The 16113-nt window shown below is 69.8% G+C and carries 14 protein-coding genes; 6 read left to right on the top strand and 8 right to left on the bottom strand.

All coding sequences use genetic code 11. The features are described from left to right. Positions 1-14 precede the first annotated feature (14 nt). The 4 genes from E2169_RS02335 to E2169_RS02320 form a co-directional block, all read right to left on the bottom strand. Positions 15-752 carry a sensor histidine kinase gene (locus tag E2169_RS02335; RefSeq protein ID WP_229659107.1) on the bottom strand — a complete coding sequence of 246 codons (738 nt, stop codon included), beginning with the start codon at positions 750-752 and terminating at the stop codon, positions 15-17. Continuing rightward, a complete protein-coding gene (locus E2169_RS02330; RefSeq protein ID WP_132984991.1) occupies positions 749-4114 on the bottom strand; it encodes a serine/threonine-protein kinase in 3366 nt (1121 codons plus the stop codon). Before E2169_RS02330 ends, E2169_RS02335 begins: the two co-directional genes overlap by 4 nt. Continuing rightward, positions 4111-5046, bottom strand: coding sequence for a GAF domain-containing protein (locus E2169_RS14195; protein ID WP_165942306.1), 936 nt, complete (start codon positions 5044-5046; stop codon positions 4111-4113). The genes E2169_RS02330 and E2169_RS14195 overlap by 4 nt, the downstream gene beginning before the upstream one ends. 88 nt (positions 5047-5134) lie before the next feature. After that, on the bottom strand, positions 5135-5944 hold the full coding sequence (locus E2169_RS02320; RefSeq protein WP_229659108.1) for a DUF6689 family protein: 810 nt from the start codon (positions 5942-5944) through the stop codon (positions 5135-5137). A 254-nt stretch (positions 5945-6198) separates the two neighbouring features. On the opposite strand from E2169_RS02320, the gene E2169_RS02315 reads away from it, so the two are divergent. The 3 genes from E2169_RS02315 to E2169_RS02305 all read left to right on the top strand — a co-directional run bounded on the left by E2169_RS02315 (position 6199) and on the right by E2169_RS02305 (position 9690). Beyond that, a complete protein-coding gene (locus tag E2169_RS02315; protein ID WP_188726136.1) occupies positions 6199-8697 on the top strand; it encodes a S8 family serine peptidase in 2499 nt (832 codons plus the stop codon). A 154-nt stretch (positions 8698-8851) separates the two neighbouring features. Further along, complete coding sequence (locus E2169_RS02310) at positions 8852-9223, top strand: YajD family HNH nuclease (RefSeq protein ID WP_188726137.1); 372 nt, start codon at positions 8852-8854, stop codon at positions 9221-9223. Next, on the top strand, positions 9220-9690 hold the full coding sequence (locus E2169_RS02305; protein WP_132984989.1) for a YehS family protein: 471 nt from the start codon (positions 9220-9222) through the stop codon (positions 9688-9690). The genes E2169_RS02310 and E2169_RS02305 overlap by 4 nt, the downstream gene beginning before the upstream one ends. 12 nt (positions 9691-9702) lie before the next feature. Here the strand turns inward: E2169_RS02305 and E2169_RS02300 are convergent, their stop codons facing one another. Beyond that, entirely contained in the window at positions 9703-10425 is a 723-nt protein-coding gene (locus E2169_RS02300) for an rRNA pseudouridine synthase (protein ID WP_132984988.1), read from the bottom strand. Between the two features lie 52 nt (positions 10426-10477). On the opposite strand from E2169_RS02300, the gene E2169_RS02295 reads away from it, so the two are divergent. Beyond that, entirely contained in the window at positions 10478-10804 is a 327-nt protein-coding gene (locus tag E2169_RS02295) for an ASCH domain-containing protein (RefSeq protein ID WP_132984987.1), read from the top strand. A gap of 24 nt (positions 10805-10828) precedes the next feature. On the opposite strand, the gene E2169_RS02290 is transcribed toward E2169_RS02295, so the two are convergent. Next, entirely contained in the window at positions 10829-12661 is a 1833-nt protein-coding gene (locus E2169_RS02290; protein ID WP_132984986.1) for a glycerophosphodiester phosphodiesterase, read from the bottom strand. A gap of 90 nt (positions 12662-12751) precedes the next feature. Here E2169_RS02290 and lplB point away from each other — a divergent pair, with 90 nt between their 5' ends. Both lplB and E2169_RS02280 read left to right on the top strand, forming a co-directional pair. Then, positions 12752-13084 carry a lipoate-protein ligase small subunit gene (gene lplB, locus E2169_RS02285; protein ID WP_132984985.1) on the top strand — a complete coding sequence of 111 codons (333 nt, stop codon included), beginning with the start codon at positions 12752-12754 and terminating at the stop codon, positions 13082-13084. Next, positions 13081-13860, top strand: coding sequence for a lipoate--protein ligase family protein (locus E2169_RS02280; RefSeq protein ID WP_132984984.1), 780 nt, complete (start codon positions 13081-13083; stop codon positions 13858-13860). The genes lplB and E2169_RS02280 overlap by 4 nt, the downstream gene beginning before the upstream one ends. Before the next feature lie 16 nt (positions 13861-13876). Here the strand turns inward: E2169_RS02280 and trmY are convergent, their stop codons facing one another. Both trmY and E2169_RS02270 read right to left on the bottom strand, forming a co-directional pair. Further along, positions 13877-14470 carry a tRNA (pseudouridine(54)-N(1))-methyltransferase TrmY gene (gene trmY / locus E2169_RS02275; protein WP_132984983.1) on the bottom strand — a complete coding sequence of 198 codons (594 nt, stop codon included), beginning with the start codon at positions 14468-14470 and terminating at the stop codon, positions 13877-13879. 478 nt (positions 14471-14948) lie between these two features. Next, positions 14949-16109, bottom strand: a complete 1161-nt coding sequence (locus tag E2169_RS02270; RefSeq protein WP_132984982.1) for a DUF3667 domain-containing protein — start codon at positions 16107-16109, stop codon at positions 14949-14951. Between the last annotated feature and the right edge of the window lie 4 nt (positions 16110-16113).

Raw genomic sequence — 16113 nt, 5'->3', positions numbered from 1 at the left:
ACGTGCGCGAGCGATCAATCGCCGTCAAGCGGGATGACCGCGCGGATGCGCGCGCCGTTGCCCGGCGAGGAGTGCAGGTCGAGGCGGCCGCCGTGCAGGCGCAGGCGCTCGCGCATGCCGCCGAGGCCGCTGCCGCCGCTGCGCAGGGCGGTTCCGGGGTCGCAACCGCGGCCATCGTCGACCACCTGGAGCTGCAACTGGCCGCCACGCACGACCAGGCGCAGCAGGACGTTTTCGGCCCGCGCGTGCCGGGCGACATTGTTGAGGGCTTCCTGGGCGACCCGGAACAGCAGCGTCTGCAGATCGTCGTCGAGCGGCGGCAGCGGTTCCATCTCGACGGTGATCGACAGCTGGCTGGCTTCGCCCTGGCTGCGCGCCAGCCATTGCAGCGCCGGCGCGAGGCCGAGGTCGTCGAGGATCGGCGGGCGCAGCAGGCGCGACAGTTCGCGGGTGTCGTCGAGGGTGTCGCCGCACAGGGCGATCGCGGCCTCCAGCTGGGCGCGCAGGGCCGGGTCCGCCGGCAGGTTGCCGCCGAACTGGACCAGGCGGTGCTTGAGCGCGGTGAGGTTCTGGCCGATGCCGTCATGCAGCTCGCGCGCGAGCCGGCGCCGTTCGTCTTCCTGCACCCGCAGGACCGAGCGTCCGAGCCGGCGGAACTCGCGCTCGTTGGCTTCCAGCCGCTGCAGCAGGCGCTGGTACTGCTCGCGGATCGCCGGCAGCGACAGGGCCTGGTCGAGAGGCTGCCTGCTCACCGCGGCGGTTCCTGTCCGGTGGCTTGCGTGGACAGGTCGAAGCCGGCGCGCAGGGACTCGGGCAGTCCTTCGCGCAACAAGGTTCGTGCATCTCGGGAACGGGCGCGGGCGCGGCCGGCCTCGGCCGTGTTGCCAATGGCGTCGTGGGCCTCGGAGCCGAGCCGGTGGATCTGCCAGGCGTGCTGGAAATCGCCGCCGCGCAGCAGCCCCTGGGCCTCCCGGTAGGCGGCGAGGGCAGTCGTCGGGTCACCGTTGTCGAGCGCCTGCCGGATGACCCATTCGAGCCAGCCCAGCCGCAGGCCGGCATGGCCGAGCGACGTGGTGGCGGCGTCGAGGTCCTTGCCGTCGACGGTGCCGGCGCGGGCCTCGTGCAACGCGATCTGCAGTTGCAGGTGGCGCACGCCGGAGTTCGCCGCCCATTCCCGGGCCTGCCGCAGCATGGCGGTGGCCTGCGCGGCGTCGCCGGCGCGCGTGGCGAGTTCCGCATGCAGCATCTGCGCGATCGCGCGCTGCTCGGTCGAGGCCTGGGCGAGGGTGGGTTGCAACGCGTCGAGCAGCGCCCGTGCCCCGGCATCGGCGTGGGACGCCAGCAACGCCTGCGTGCGGAGCAGGACGGCATCGGCGACGCCGCGCTGGTCCTCGCGCTGGCGGAACAGCGTCTCGGCCTTGTGGGTCTGGTCGATCGCCGCGGCCAGGTGGCCCTGCAGCAGTTCGAGCTCGGCCAGGTTGCGGCGGCTGACCGCGGCCTCCTCCGGCATCTGCTGTTGCTCGGCGTTGGTCAGCGATCGGGTCAACCGGCGTCGTGCGTCGTCCCAATCGCCGCGGGCGGTGGCGAGCAGGCCGAGGTTCTGCTCGGTGCGGATCTGGCCGGTCAGCGATCCAAGTCCGGTGTAGGCATCGGCAGCCTGTTGCCAGTACACCTGGGCGTCGTTGTAGGCGCCAAGCTGGTAATGCGCGAAGCCGATGTTGTTGTGCGCCTGGGCGCTGCCGTGGGCGTCGCCGGCACGCTGCCAGATCTGCAGCGCGCGGCGGTAGGCTTCGAGTGCGCCGCGGTAGTCGCCGCGTTCCTCGGCCAGCAGGCCCAGCTCGTTCTCGGTGGCGGCCAGGCCTTCCTGGTCACCGAGTTCGGCATGCAGCGCGCGGGCCTGCTCGAGGTAGCCGGCGGCTTCGTCGAACTGCCCGGTCAGCGCCAGCACGTTGGCGAGGTTGCGCAGGCTGGTCGCCACGCCGCGGCGATTGCCGACGGCGCGGCGCAGGTCGACGGCCTTGCGGTACTGCTCGATGGCGTCGGCGGTCTGGCCGAGGCGGGCGTAGCCGATGCCGAGCGCATTGACGGTTTCGGCCTCGCCATAGGCATCGCGGCTGCGTTTGTAGAGCACCAGTGCGCGCACGAGGTGGTCGTCGACCGCGCGCTGGGCGTCGCCGCTGAGCAGGGTGAACTTTCCAAGCTCGAACCAGGCGCGCGGGTCATTCGCATCGCGTTGGACCAGGGTCTGCAGGCCTTCGACGGCGGCGCCGAAGTCGCCGCCGGCGCCCTGCGCGCGCGCCAGTTGCAGTTCGGCGAAGGTGTCGTCCGGGGTTGCCGCGAGCAGCGCGCGCCACTCGGCGACGGCGGCGGTCGGGTTGCCTTCAAGCAGCGCGAGCTCGGCGGCGAGGCGCCCGCGCAGCCTGGCGGGCGCGTCGGTCGCGGCCCGCTGGCCGTGCTCGATGGCGTCGAACGCGGTATCGAGCTCACCGATCGCCAGCGCGGTCTCGGCCTGCGCCAGCCACGCGGCGGCATAGGCCGGGGCGGACAGGGTGGCGGCGCGCAGCTTCTCCAGCGCTTCGTCGAGCTTGCCGCCCTGGCGCGCGAGCAGGCCGGCGCCATGGGCATCCAGTGCTTCGGACCCGGTGGGCAGGGTCAAGCGGATGGCAGCGTCGTCGCGCAGGCCGAGCGCCTGCCGCGTGCTGGCCTGGTCGGCCCACGCGCGCAGCGCGGCGGCGGGGCCGTCGGCGGCCGGCCCATCAATGGCCAGGGACGCGTCGGTTCCCGAATGCAGTTGCGCGCGCAGGCGCCAGCGGCCGTCCTCGGTTTCCAGCGCGGGTTGCAGCACCCGCTGCGCGGCGGCGGTGGTGCGCAAGCCGGCGATGTCCGCCCTTGCGGCGCCAGCCGGGTCGAGTTGGCGCAGGGCCTGCCGGGTGCGTTCGCCATCGACCACGGCGAGGCCGGGGATCGCCGCGAGCGCATCGCGCAGGTGCGCACTCAGGCCCGCCAGTTCCGCTGCGGGCGTGTCTTCCGGCGAGCGGCCATCGCCGGCATGCCCGATCGGCAATACAAGCAGGCGTTGCAACGGCGGCGAGGCGGCGACAGCCGGTGAGGGCTCGTGCTGCCACCACCATCCGCCCACGCCGATCGCGAGCGCGAGCGTCGCCGCCAGCCCCCAGCCGATCCCGCGGGACAGCCGGAGTTCGCGCGGTACTTCGCGCGTGTCGATCGCGCGCACGACCTCGGCCGCGTTCTGGAAGCGGTGCGCCGGCTGCGGGCGCAACAGCTTGTCGAGCAGGCGCGCAACCCACGCCGGCACCTCGGGCCGGTGCCGATTGATCGGTTGCGGGGTGCTCACGATGCGTTGCGCCAGCACCTCGGCCATGGTGCCGCCGCCGAACGGCGGTTTGCCGGCCAGCATCTCGTACAGGATCAGGCCGAGCGCGTAGAGGTCGCTGCGCGCATCGACCGGGTCGCCGCGGGCCTGCTCGGGCGAAAGGTAATCCGGGGTGCCGACCACCGTGCCCGACTGGGTCAGGCCGCTGGTGATTAGCGAGCGGGCCACGCCGAAATCGCTGATGTAGGCATTGTCCTGCGCATCGAGCAGTACGTTGGCCGGCTTCAGGTCGCGATGCACCACGCCCTTGGCGTGCGCGGCGGCAAGGCCTTCGGCGAGCTGGCGCGTCAGCTGCAGGGCCTCCTCCAGCGCGAGCGGCCCCTGCTTGTCGATCCGATGGTCCAGCGAAGTCCCATCGACGAAGTCCATGCTGATCAGCCAGTGCTGGCCGTGCCGGGCGAGGTCGTGGATCCGCACCACGTGCGGATGCGAGACCTGCCGCGCCAGCAGCAGTTCGCCGCGGAACCGTTCGAACGCGTCGGCGCGCTGCGCCAGTTCCGGGCGCAGCAGCTTCAGCGCGACCGGCACGTCGAGGGTCAGGTCGGTGGCGCGATAGACCACGCCCATGCCACCGATGCCGAGGATCGACTCGAGCCGGAAGCGGTCGGCCAGTACGGTTCCCGGAGCAAGGTCGACCTGGGCGTAGACGCCGGTGGCGGTGGCGTTGCTGGCCGCCTCGTCGCCGCCAGGCGGGTCGGAGTTGCCGCCTGGAAGGGTCATGCGTCCTGGTCGCTCGATTGACGGTGCGCGGCGATGATCCGGCTCCAGCCGGCGTCGTCCCGCTCGGCATGCCGCCGGTCCGGCATGTCGGACTGGAGTTCGAGTTGTTCGCTGGTGCGGCGTGCCGAGATCCATACCGCGGCGTTCTCGGCGAAGGCCTGCAGCAGCTCCAGGTCGAGCGTGCTGATCGCCGGCCCGGGCGCGACGCGGTCGGCGTAGATCGCGCCGAGCACGCGATCCTCATCCATCAATGGCACGCACACCAGCGCGCTGAGTCCGGCGGCAACCACCGACTCGCGGTTCGCCAGCCAGGCCTCGCGGCCGATATCGTTGACGACCACGATGCGTCGCTGGTCCATCGCACGTCGCACGGCGCCGACGCTGCCGGAGAATGAGCGGCCCGCCAGCGCCGCGGGTGCCAGCGACTGGCTCGCACTCACCACGAAGTCGGCGCCGTCGTCGATCAGCACGAAGCCGCGTTCGCAATGCGCCAGCCCCAGCACGGCATCCAGGCTGGCGTCGAGCAAATCGCCGAAGCGGGTGAGTTGCTCGATGCGGGTGGTGTGTGCGGTGGCGGCGTGGCGGCGGACACGGCGGTCGTGTTCGGCCGCTTCGGCCTCGGCTGCGGTGAGCAGGGCGAACTCGCAGTGGACGTCGCCGAAACGCAGCCAGCAGCCGCGATCCAGCCGGGTATCGCTGATCGCGACGCCATCGACGTGGCTGCCGTTCTTGCTGCCGAGGTCGAGCAGCCGCCAATGGCCCCCGTCGCCATGCAGCTCGGCATGCGCGCGCGACACCGACGGGTGGTGCAGGACGAGTTGCCCCGCCGGACAGTCCTCGCCCACGCGACCGATCCGCAGCGCCTGGCCGGGTCGGACCAGGCGGATGATGGCGGCGTCATCGGGCGGGTAGGCGATCAGTCGTGCCTGCATCCAGGCATCTTAGCGCGGTATCGCGGGACTGGACGGCGGGTCGAAACGCCGCCGGGGAAGGGCCGGCCCGCCGCCGCGGGCGTCGCGGCTACCGCCCGTAGTCGCGCAGGTAGGCGACGCTGTACCTGAGTGTCGCGGCACCGGCGATGATCTCGCCGGCCTGGTTTTCTACATCCCGGGTGGCCCGCCATTGCTGGGTCAGGGCAAGCCCGGCGCGGGCCGAGGCGCGCGCACGGATCTCGTCCAGCGCGCCGATCGCGCCGGCGTGATCGCCGCTGGCGACGGCGGACTCCGCTGCATCGAGGTACGCATCGAAGGCCGCTTGTTCGCTCGAGGGGAGGGCGGCGATCCGCGCGCGCAACCACGAGAACTTCTGGTCCAGCACCACGCCGGTCTCACGCAGGTCGGTCACCACCAGGAACTGCGAAAAACCTCCGGTGGTGCCACGCGCACGCACGCTGCCCGGCGCGATTTCATCGGTGATGTCGCGGAATGCGCCATTCAACGGTGCCTTCAGCAACCGCAGCGAACTGCCCGCGGTGTAGGGCAGGGCATGGGTGTGGACTTCGGCCCGCACCGTGCGGTTGAAGCTGAGCCCGCCCAGGGCCGGCGGCTCCACCGTGATCATGAGCGGCAGGGCCGGGTCGAGCGGGGTCAGGGTCTGGCCGGGCAGCCGGGTGAGCAGCGTGGGGTCGTTGATATTCACCAATTGCGCGCTGACGCCGAGGCTGGATGCGCTGAGCCCGCTGGCATCATCGAACGTGAGGATGAGCTCCGCCAACGGCTGGCTGCCGCTGCCGATCTGGACAACCGCGGTGTTGCCGCTGACGTCGACCTGCACCGGGACCGCGATCGATTGCGCCGCAACCTGGCCGCTGCCGAACAGCAGTGCCGCCACGGCGAGCAGTCTTGAAACCAACGGGAACCTCGACATCATCATTACTCCACGGCATCAGCCTGCCTACCCTAGCCTGATTCCGTGACCCGAGTCTCTAGGGGAAATCACTCAGGCGCGTGGCGCTGACCCATCCGCTCGCCTGCTGGGTGATTTTCCCCAGTGCGGTTGGGGGCAATTCCGGATGGGCCGCTGGGCGAAACGCCGCGAATACTCGGGTTCGCCCCAAGCCTGCGGCGATTTATCCGGAGTCCTCCATGCCTTCCAGAACCAGATCCCCCATTCAGCGTCGCACTTTCCGAATCTGCTCCATCGCCGCCGGCCTGCTCGCCAGCGGCGTCGCACTCGCCGACGCCCAACTCGACCCGGAACTGATCTCGCGTATGCAGAATGCGCTGCCGACCGATCAGTTGCAGATCGTGGTCAGCTACGAGCAGTCCGGTCCGGTCACGGCCGGCCAGGTCGCCGCGCTCAAGTCGCTCGGCATCGACCAGGGCATGCTGATGCGCACGCTGCCGATCGCCGGCGCGCTCGCCACCCCGGCCGAGATCCGCGCGCTGGCCCAGCGCGATGACGTCGCCTCGATCTACTTCAACGCGCCGCTGCAGTATTTCAACAAGGAGGCACGCCAGATATCCGGCGCCGAGCGTGCCGTGCAGAACCCGGCCGACTACAACCGCGCGATTCCCTTCAGCGGTGCCGGCGTGACCGTGCTGGTCAACGATTCCGGTGTCGACGGTACCCACGACGACATCAAGTTCGGCGCCCACCTGGTGCAGAACACCCAGGGCGTGACCAACCTGGCGGCGTACGACACGCTGTTGCCGATCACCTACACCGAAGGCGTCGCCAACACCGACTGGGGTTCGGGCCACGGCACCCATTGCGCCGGCACCATCGGCGGCACCGGCGCCAAGTCCAACGGCCTGTACCGTGGTGCCGCGCCGGGCGCGGACCTGGTCGGCTACGGCTCGGGCGCCGTGCTGTTCATCCTCGATGCGGTGGGCGGGCTCGACTACGCCGCCACCAACCAGTTCAGCTACGACCACCCGATCCGCGTCACCAGCAACTCCTGGGGCAGCTCCGGCAAGTTCGCACCGCTCAACCCGGTCAACGTCGCCACCTACGAGCTGTACAAGCGCGGCATCGTCAGCGTGTTCGCCGCCGGCAACGACGGCTCCGGCGAGGACACCCACAATCCGTACGCGCAGGCTCCGTGGGTGGTCTCGGTCGGCGCCGGCGAGAAGGACGGCGTGCTCACCGGCTTCTCCTCGCGCGGCAAGCGCGGCGAGATCGGCCAGTTCACCATGCCCGACGGCCGCGAGTGGACCTACATCAACGAGCCGACCGTGGTCGCCACCGGCGTCGACATCGTCTCCACCCGAACCCTGACCGGCGTGCTGCCGCAGCTCGCGGCCGACTACGACGCCGAGCACCTCGACGCCGCGCACCTGCCGTTCTACACCCACATGAGCGGTACCTCGATGGCCACCCCGCACGTCGCCGGCGTGGTCGCGCTGATGCTGGAGGCCAACCCGAACCTCACCCCGGCGCAGGTCAAGGAGATCCTCGAGCGCACCGCCACCAACATGACCGGTCGCCTGCCGTGGGAGGCCGGCATGGGCCACCTCAACGCCTACGCCGCGGTCGCGGAGTCGGCCGACATGCGCAACGACTTCGGCGCGACCGTCAACGGCCTGCGCGAGTTCAACGCCAACGCGTTGCTCGCCCCGGGCGGCGACCCGATCCCGTTCTCGATCTTCTTCAGTCCGGTCGGCACGGTCGAAAGCCAGTCGTTCGAGGTCGGTCCCGAAGTGGCCTTCGTCGCTGCACGAGCCGTCGTCGATGCCAACACGATCGCCGTCGTGCTGACCGATCCGGACGGCATTCGCTACGGTTCCTCGATTTCCCTGCCGCTGATCGGTGACACCGTGGTTGCCGGAGCCCCCGCCAAGGTCGGCACCTGGACCGTCACCGTGCGCGGCATCGGCGGGGTGTCCGGCCAGAACGTCGACCCGCTTGGCGCCACCAATGGCTATGCAGCGCCAGGCACGGTCAATGGCGAGCTCAGCTTCCTCAACAGCGGCGGCTACACCGGCATGAATGACGTCGCCACCCACCCGGCCCGCCAGGCGATCGAGTTCGCCGTCGCCAACCGCCTGGTCGACGGGGACTCCGACCGCCGTTTCCGCCCTGACGCCTTCCTCAAGCGCAGCGAGATGGCGCAGTACCTGCTGATGGGCGCCAGCGTGCGCCAGCAGCTGCCACTGGATCGCAAGCCGAGCTTCACCGACCTGAGCGTCGACGACCCGGCGTATCCGTTCGCCGAGTCGGCGGTCGCCACCGGTGGCGCGCTGCGCGACCTGGGCCAGTCGCAGGCCGGCGTGATGGGCGTGCTCAACGGCAAGTTCCGGCCCGACGACAACGTCAGCCGGGTCAGCCTGGCCTATTCGCTGGTGCAGAGCCTGGCGTTGCAGGAGGAAGCGCGTGGGTTCAGCGGCGAACTGACCGCGTTCTACCTTGGCCAGCGCATCCCGGTCGAGGATGCCGCGTCGATCCCCGCGACGTTGCGCGGCTACGTGCAGCTGGCGCTCGACCTTGGCCTGATCAACGCCCGCTTCGTGGTCAAGCAGGGACCGTTCGACCTGGAGCCGACCCTGCAGGCGTACTTCGATCCGACCAAGGGCGTGACCCGCGCGGCCTATGCCGTTGCCGCCAGTCGCTACCTGGTGCGCTACCAGAGCGCGGAGGACTGAGCGTCCGCGCGACGCGTCCGCAGCAGAACAACGGCCCGGCTCGCACCGGGCCGTTGTTCTTTGAATGATCGGCACCCGCTCCCGGACTCCACTGCGGGGCGAACGTGCTGCCGGTGCTACCCTTCCCGCGCCGCTCCCACCTGACCCGATCGCCATGTCCACGCCAGACAACGCCAAGCTCGACCGCATCGTCGCCGAGGCCCGGCGCAGCGCCGGGCAGCGCGACCAGGGCTACCGCGAGCGCGCGCTGAAGATGTATCCGTGGATCTGCGGCCGCTGCGCGCGCGAGTTCACCCGCGCCAACCTGCAGGAGCTGACGGTGCACCACCGCAACCACAACCACTCGGACAATCCGGCCGACGGCAGCAACTGGGAACTGCTGTGCGTGTACTGCCACGACAACGAGCACTCGCGCCAGCTCGACCACACCGGGGTCAGCGCACTGGCCGCCGAAGACAAGCCTGTTTCGGCCACGTCCAATCCCTTTGCCGGCCTGAAATCGCTGCTCAAGCGCGAGGAACCATGATCAACAACGACGTCCTGCGCAGCATCCGCTACATGCTTGATCTCAGCGACAACAAGGTGGTCGAGATCGCACTCCTTGCCGATCCCGCACTTGCCCTCGACAAGGACGATGTGCGCGCCTTCCTGCTGAAGGAGGAGGAGCCCGGGCACCTGGCCTGCAGCGATGCGGTGCTGGCGCATGTCCTCGACGGGCTGATCGTGCATCTGCGTGGCAGGGACGACACCGTGCCGCCGCGGCCGGTGGAGAAGCGCATCAGCAACAACGTGGTGCTGAAGAAGCTGCGGGTGGCCTTCCAGCTGAAGGACGAGGACATGCACCAGGTGTTTGTCGCCGCGGGCTTTCCCCTGGCGAAGCCGGAGCTGTCGGCGCTGTTCCGCCAGCCGGGGCACAAGAACTACCGCCCCTGCGGCGACCAGCTGCTGCGCGCATTCCTCAAGGGGCTGACGCTGCGCGTGCGCGGCGCCTGAGCTCGCAGAGCTTCAGAAGCGCTCGCCGACGGGCAGGTAGCGCCAGGCGCCCACCGGCATCTTGGCCAGCGGCACCTTGCCGATCCGGATCCTGCGGATGGCCACCACCTCCAGCCCCACCTGCGCGCACATGTCGCGCAGCTGCCCGCCCTGCACGCCCTTGATGGCGAAGCGCAGGCGGATCTCGTTCTGCCAGCTGACCTTGCATGGCGGCAGCGGGCGGCCGCTGTAGCCCAGGCCGTGGCTGAGGCGCTGCAGGCCGTAGGGCGCGATGTCGCCGTCCACTTCTACGATGAACTCCTGTTCGATGTCGTCGCGGTCTTCGCTCAGGCGACGCCAGACGCGGCCGTCCTGGGTCAGCACCATCAGGCCGCTGGCTTCGGCATCCAGCGGCATCAGCGGCGTCAGGCGATGGAAGTGGCGCTGCAGGAGGCGCACGCCGGAGGCGTCCTCGCTCCATCGGCTGTCGGACTGCACCAGCGCGGCCGCGGGGTTCGGGCCGCTGATCGTGTCGTGGCCGGCCGGCTTGTGCAGCAGGATCGTTGCCGGCTCCGCGACGGTCAGCCGGGCGGCGGGGTCGACGACGACGGTTTCGGTGCCCACCTTGTGGGCCGGGTCTTCGACCACCTGCCCGTCGACCGACACCCAGCCGCCCTTGATGTACTGCTCGGCGTCGGTGCGCGAGCACTGGGTGAGCTCGATGACGCGTCTGGCCAGGCGTACGGGATCGGACATGGAGGGCTGCCGGGAGTCGGGAGGCGCAGTGTAGCGGCGCTATGCTTCCGGCATGACCACGATGCTCCCTGTACTCGAGTTCTCCAACGCCACCTTCCTGGAAGGCCGGAACACCACGGTGCGCCGGGGAGCGCGCTGGCACGGCGTTCCCGCCGCCCGGCTGCGGCTCGGGGACGGCAGTCTCTCGCCGCCGGTCGTGCTGGAGACCGAGCTGCGGATATTCCGCGACATCGACGAAGAGGCACTGCGGTTCGAGCATGACCCCGACTGCCGTACGCCGCAGGGACTGCTCGCCCAGCTCAGGATCCACTACCCGGGATTCGGCGAAGACGAGACCGTGACCCTTTGCCATTTCAATCCCAATACCCAGAGCGGCTGACCGCCCTCGACGAGAGGGTCGCGATCAGCGCCGGAACCAGCTGTGCAGGCGTACGAGCAGCAGTTCGACCTCGGTCAGTGCAGCCCGCTCGGTACGTAGCCGGACGGCCTCTGCCGGCACGTCTGTGCTGATGTCGTCGACGCCGAGGTCCATGTAGCGCGCCATGCGCACCGGGTCGTTGACCGTCCACGCCTGCAGCAGGTAGCCGCGGCGCCGTGCCTCCGCGACCGCCGCGGCGTCGACCTGCAGGTGGTTGAGCCCCAGCATGTCGAAGTCGGTCCGCCGCGCCGTGCCCGGCAAGGCGGCATTGGTGAACAGGGCCAGCCGCGCCTGCGGTGCGGCGGCGCGCGCCGCGCGCACCAGCTCCGGCGAAAGCGAGGCCAGCATGACCACATCCCCGTAACCGCCGCGCTGCACTTCCAACAGCGCGGCTTCGAGCAGGGCCTGCGCGTTGTCCGCGTCGGGCTTGAGCTCGACCAGCGCCAGCGCACGCCGGTCGATGAAGGCGAGGGCTTCGGCCAGCGTCGCAATGCGCTCGCCCGAGAATGCAGGATCGAACCAGCTGCCGATGTCGATGTCACGCATGGCCGACAGCGGCGTTTCAACGACCGCACGCGGGTCGCTGGCGATGCGCCGGAAGTCGCTGTCGTGGAGTACGACCACGGCACCGTCGGCGCTCAGCCGGACGTCCAGCTCGATCGCGTCCGCGCCGGCCTCGATGGCCGCCTGGAAGGCCGCGAGCGTGTTTTCCGGCGCGACCAGGGCTGCGCCGCGATGCGCGGTCACCGAGACATCGGTGCGCAGGTTCATGCTCGCCACGGCGATTGTCGCCTGTACCAGCGCCACGCCAAGGAACGCCACCTCCGCACCCCAGACGAACCGGCCCGGACGGGGCGGGGTGGCGGGGATCGCGCGGGCGCCGCGGGCGCCACCGAGACGGTGGAACAGCGCGCGCACCAGCAGCGTGTTCAAGGTGGTGCCGAGCAGCAGCACGCCCAGCACGGTGGCGGCGTAGAGCGTGAGGTACGCCAGCATCCCCGCACTGACCAGCAGGCGATGGCCGGGGAGCCAGTCCAGCAGCGGAGTGGCCGCCCGGTCGTAGAGCTCGGTCACGACCAGCGGCATGGCCGCGACGGTGAGTGCGACAGCCACCACCAGCACCGCGATGCGCAGGTGTCGGCCGCGGGTGAGTACGCGGCTGCGGAGCAGGGCGGCCACCGGCGACAGGCCCTCCAGCACCAGTGCGGGCGTGGCGAGCAGCCATCGGAAGTAGAGCGTCGCGTGCAGGAGCAGGCCGACCGCAAGCACCGGCAGGAAGCTGCCGAGAAACCACCAGAGCGCGGGCGGACGCGCCGCCACCACGTAATAGGGATCGTAGCCGCCAAGGAACACCCGGTAGAGCACGCCGCCGATCACGAGCCACGGCAGCGCCAGCAGCGCATGGGCGAGGACCTGGCAGGCCGCGAGCGCGGCGAGCGGGCCCGCGCGCCGCAGCATGCCGAGCAGCGCCGCCGCGGCCGTGCGGTAGCGACAGCCGTGGCTTGCCGACACCAGGAGCATGCCGGCCTGTTGCAGCATGACCACATACCAGGCCAGCGCGCCCGCCAGCATGAGCCAGGTGAGCGCCAGCAGGTTGTCGACGACGCCATCGAAGTCACCCGCGAGCGGACGCTCGATCCAGTGCAGCAGCGCCGCGAGCGACCAGGTCGTCAGCGGTGCGGCCGCGACCGTCGCGAAGACGGTGAACAGCAGGTACCAGGCCAGCATCGGGCGCAGGTGGCGGCGCAGGTCGCGGCGGATGTCGTGGACGACGATGCCGCGCAGGAGCTGGCGGTCGTCGGTTGTCTTTCTCGGCATCCCGCGAGTTTAGACACGGAGCGGGCCTGGCGGCGCGCGCGGTCACGACCCGGCTATCACGACCTTTGGATGTGCGCCTAGACTGTGCGAGTGAACACGACAAACAACACTGCGCACGGCGAGTACAAGGTCCCCGGCGGCAAGCTGGTGGTGGTCGACCTGGCCATCGCCGGGGGCCGCATGACGGCCGTGCAGGTCAGCGGGGACTTCTTCCTGGAGCCCGACAGCGCGCTGGACACGATCAACGCCGCGCTGGAAGGCTTGTCCATCGCCACCGCCGAGGCCGGTCTTGCCGCCGCGGTGGCCGCGGCGCTCGGCCCGGAGCCGCGGATGTTCGGCATCACCCCCGAGGGCGTCGCGGCCGCGGTGCGCCGGGCACTGGATGCCGCGCCCGGGGGCGATGACCCGGGAGGCCGGGCGTGAGCCGCAGCAACTGGCAGGACCACGCCTGGCACCTGGTGCATGCCGCACCGCAGGCGCCGGCGCTGCACATGGCGCTGGATGACGTGATGCTGGACGAAGTGGCCGCCGGGCGGCGGCCGCCCACGCTGCGGGTCTGGGAGTGGGCCGGACCCGCGGTGGTGATGGGGCGCTTCCAGTCGCTGCGCAACGAGGTCGACATGGAGGCCGCGCGTCGCCACGGCATCGAGGTGGTGCGGCGGATCAGCGGCGGCGGGGCGATGTTCATCGAGCCGGGCAATACCATCACCTACTCCATCGTCGCGCCGCTGACGCTGGTGGAGGACATGACGTTCGAGCAGGCGTATGCGTTCATGGACCAGTGGGTGATCGAGGCGCTGGCCGGCCTGGGGATCAAGGCCTGGTACCAGCCCTTGAACGACATCACCTCCAGTGCCGGCAAGATCGCCGGTGCGGCGCAGACCCGGCGCCGCGGGGCGGTGCTGCACCACGTCACCATGGCCTATGACATCGACGCGGCAAGGATGATGGAGGTGCTGCGCATCGGTCGCGAGAAGTTGTCCGACAAGGGCACGACCAGCGCGGCCAAGCGCGTGGATCCGCTGCGCAGCCAGACCGGGCTGCCGCGCGCCGCGGTGATCGAGCACATGGTGGACACCTTCCGCCGCCGCCACGGCGGGCTGGCGCCCGACATCCTGCATCCGGACGAATCCGGGCGCGCGCAGGCGCTGGCGCGGGAGCGGTTCTCCACGCCGGAATGGACCGCGCTGTTGCCCTGAGCCCTCGACGCGCCCGCTATCGCTGGTCCAGTTCGTGGTGGACCAGCACGACGCATTGCGATGCGAACAGCATCCGGGATCCCAGCGTGATCTTCTTCGCCCCCAGGCGCTCGAGGCCCGGGATGGTCTTCCTCGGCATCGGGATGTGGTCGGTCAGCAGGAAGCACGGCTTGTCGCCAAAGGCCTGCTCGCGGATCGGCGTGCCCTTGCGGTCCAGCAGGAACAGCTGATGGTCTTCGGCCAGCACCTGCACCAGCCGTTCGAAGCTTGACGTACGCACCGTGACGCCCGATTCCACGGGCCGCGCCTCGTCCTTGCCCATGCCTCTGGACGCATCCAGCGCCTTCGCGACCTTGCCCAGCAGCGCGCGCTCGTCGAAGCCGCCGATCTCGTGCATGGCGTTGACATCGAACACGATCGTGCGGGAAAAATCCCGGGTGCTTTCGAGCACCAGGTACACGGTGACATCGGCGCGATGCGACTGGGCGACGAAGATCGCGTTCATCAGCGTATGCGCGAGGATCTCGGTATGCGCGTCCTTGCCGACGGAGTCCAGCAGTGCCTGGCTGTCGGTGGGCGCCGCCCGGGCTCTCAGTACGAAGGTTCTCATGGCTGTCCTGGCCGGTCGGTGGGCCTGCTTGGTGCGCCGAGTATCGATGACAGGCCGCAGGGAGTTCCAGTTTCGAGGTGTCTTTCCGGGAGGGCGAGCGCCGGATGGCCGGCCAGTGGCAGTGCGGCCGATGGAACGAAAAGGCCCGGACAAGTCCGGGCCTTTCCTGTTGATCGGTCGGAGCGCGCTCAGGTCGGCGCGAAGGGCTTGCTCGCGTTCTTCTCGCGCTTCTCGGCCTTCTTCTCCTTCATCGTCTTGGCCGGTTTCTTCTTCTGTTCCTTTTTCTGGTTCAGACCCTTGCTCATTGGATTCTCCTGGCGCATTCGCGCTGCACTGCGGTTGCAGTCGGCCTGCACAGTATGCGCCAGTCATGGGAATGCAGCGCGCCACCGGGTGGCCGCGAGGTCCAGGGCGACAGGTTTCTGAACGGGGTCCGCGGGGGAAGCATCAGCAAGGGACGGGACCGCTGGCCCGGGAGTCAGGCGGCCGTCAGCCGCGCAAGGAACATCAGTACGGTGGCGACGGTGAGCATCATGAAATAGATGTTGCCGATGACCAGGTACTTGAGCACGGTCAGCCACCAGGCCTGGCGGTACACGCGCCTCTGCATCAGCAGCAGGTAAACCGGCATCCATATCACGATGGCGGACAGGCCGAGGCCGAACACAATGCCCGAGACACCCGTGCCGACCCAGTTGTCCAGCGCCGACAGCACGAAGGCCAGGGTCAGCATGATCAGCAGGAAGACGTGGCTGTACAGCGCCACGACCAGGTGTTCCAGATACACCCGGCGCGTGAACAGGTAAGCCACCTTCAGCAGCAGGGCGAACACCGGGACCAGCAGGAACAGCGCCGACGGTGCCGACGACATGATTCCCTGCACCCAGGTGTCGGGGGAAGCGGCATCGAGCGACCGCATGTTCTTGTCGAGGTTGCCCACCTTCCGGTTGAGCCAGTTGTTGGCGAAATCCGGCCACCAGCTGACGACGAGGGGGTTGGTCTCTGCGTCCCACGCGCCCTTGTGGCCGAACAGGTTGATCTGCATGCCCGGCTTGCCGTCTGCCGCGGGCACGTCGGCGGTGCCTTCGGCTGGGGGGCGACCGGTCAGTTCGACCAGGCGGTTGGCCGCGGCCCCCTGGATCCGCACCTCGGCCGCAATCAGGGCGGGGTCTACGCCCGGGGTATTGCCGGCCTCGGCGCGCGCCGCCTCGATCTCGGCGACCATTTCGTCGCGGATGCGTTCGACGTCCTCGACGGTGGCCGCCCCCCTGATCTCTTCGATGCCGGTGACGCCGATCGGGCTGTCGTCGACGTGCACTGCCACCGCGCCGATGAAGAACGTGAGCACGCTCAGGATCACGAACAGGCGCAGCGGCGCGATGTAGCGCGCGCGATGGCCGGCGAGGTAGTTGATCGCCACCCGCCCGGGGAACCACAGGTCGCGCAGGGTGCGGAAGACGCGCCCATCGAGATGCCAGAAGGCTTCGAAGAACTCCTCCACCGCGTGCCCGAAGTGGCGGATCGGGTTGTGCATGGACTGTCCGCAGGCATGGCAGAACTCGCCGTGCAGGACGGCCGCGCAGTTCTCGCAGCGGGCCGGCGCGTGGTCGGTGTCGGTGCGTGTGCCCTGATCGCTCATGTGG

This window comes from Luteimonas terricola, from assembly GCF_004352845.1.
GTDB lineage: Bacteria > Pseudomonadota > Gammaproteobacteria > Xanthomonadales > Xanthomonadaceae > Luteimonas > Luteimonas terricola.
This window is presented reverse-complemented; position numbering and strand designations above follow the sequence as displayed.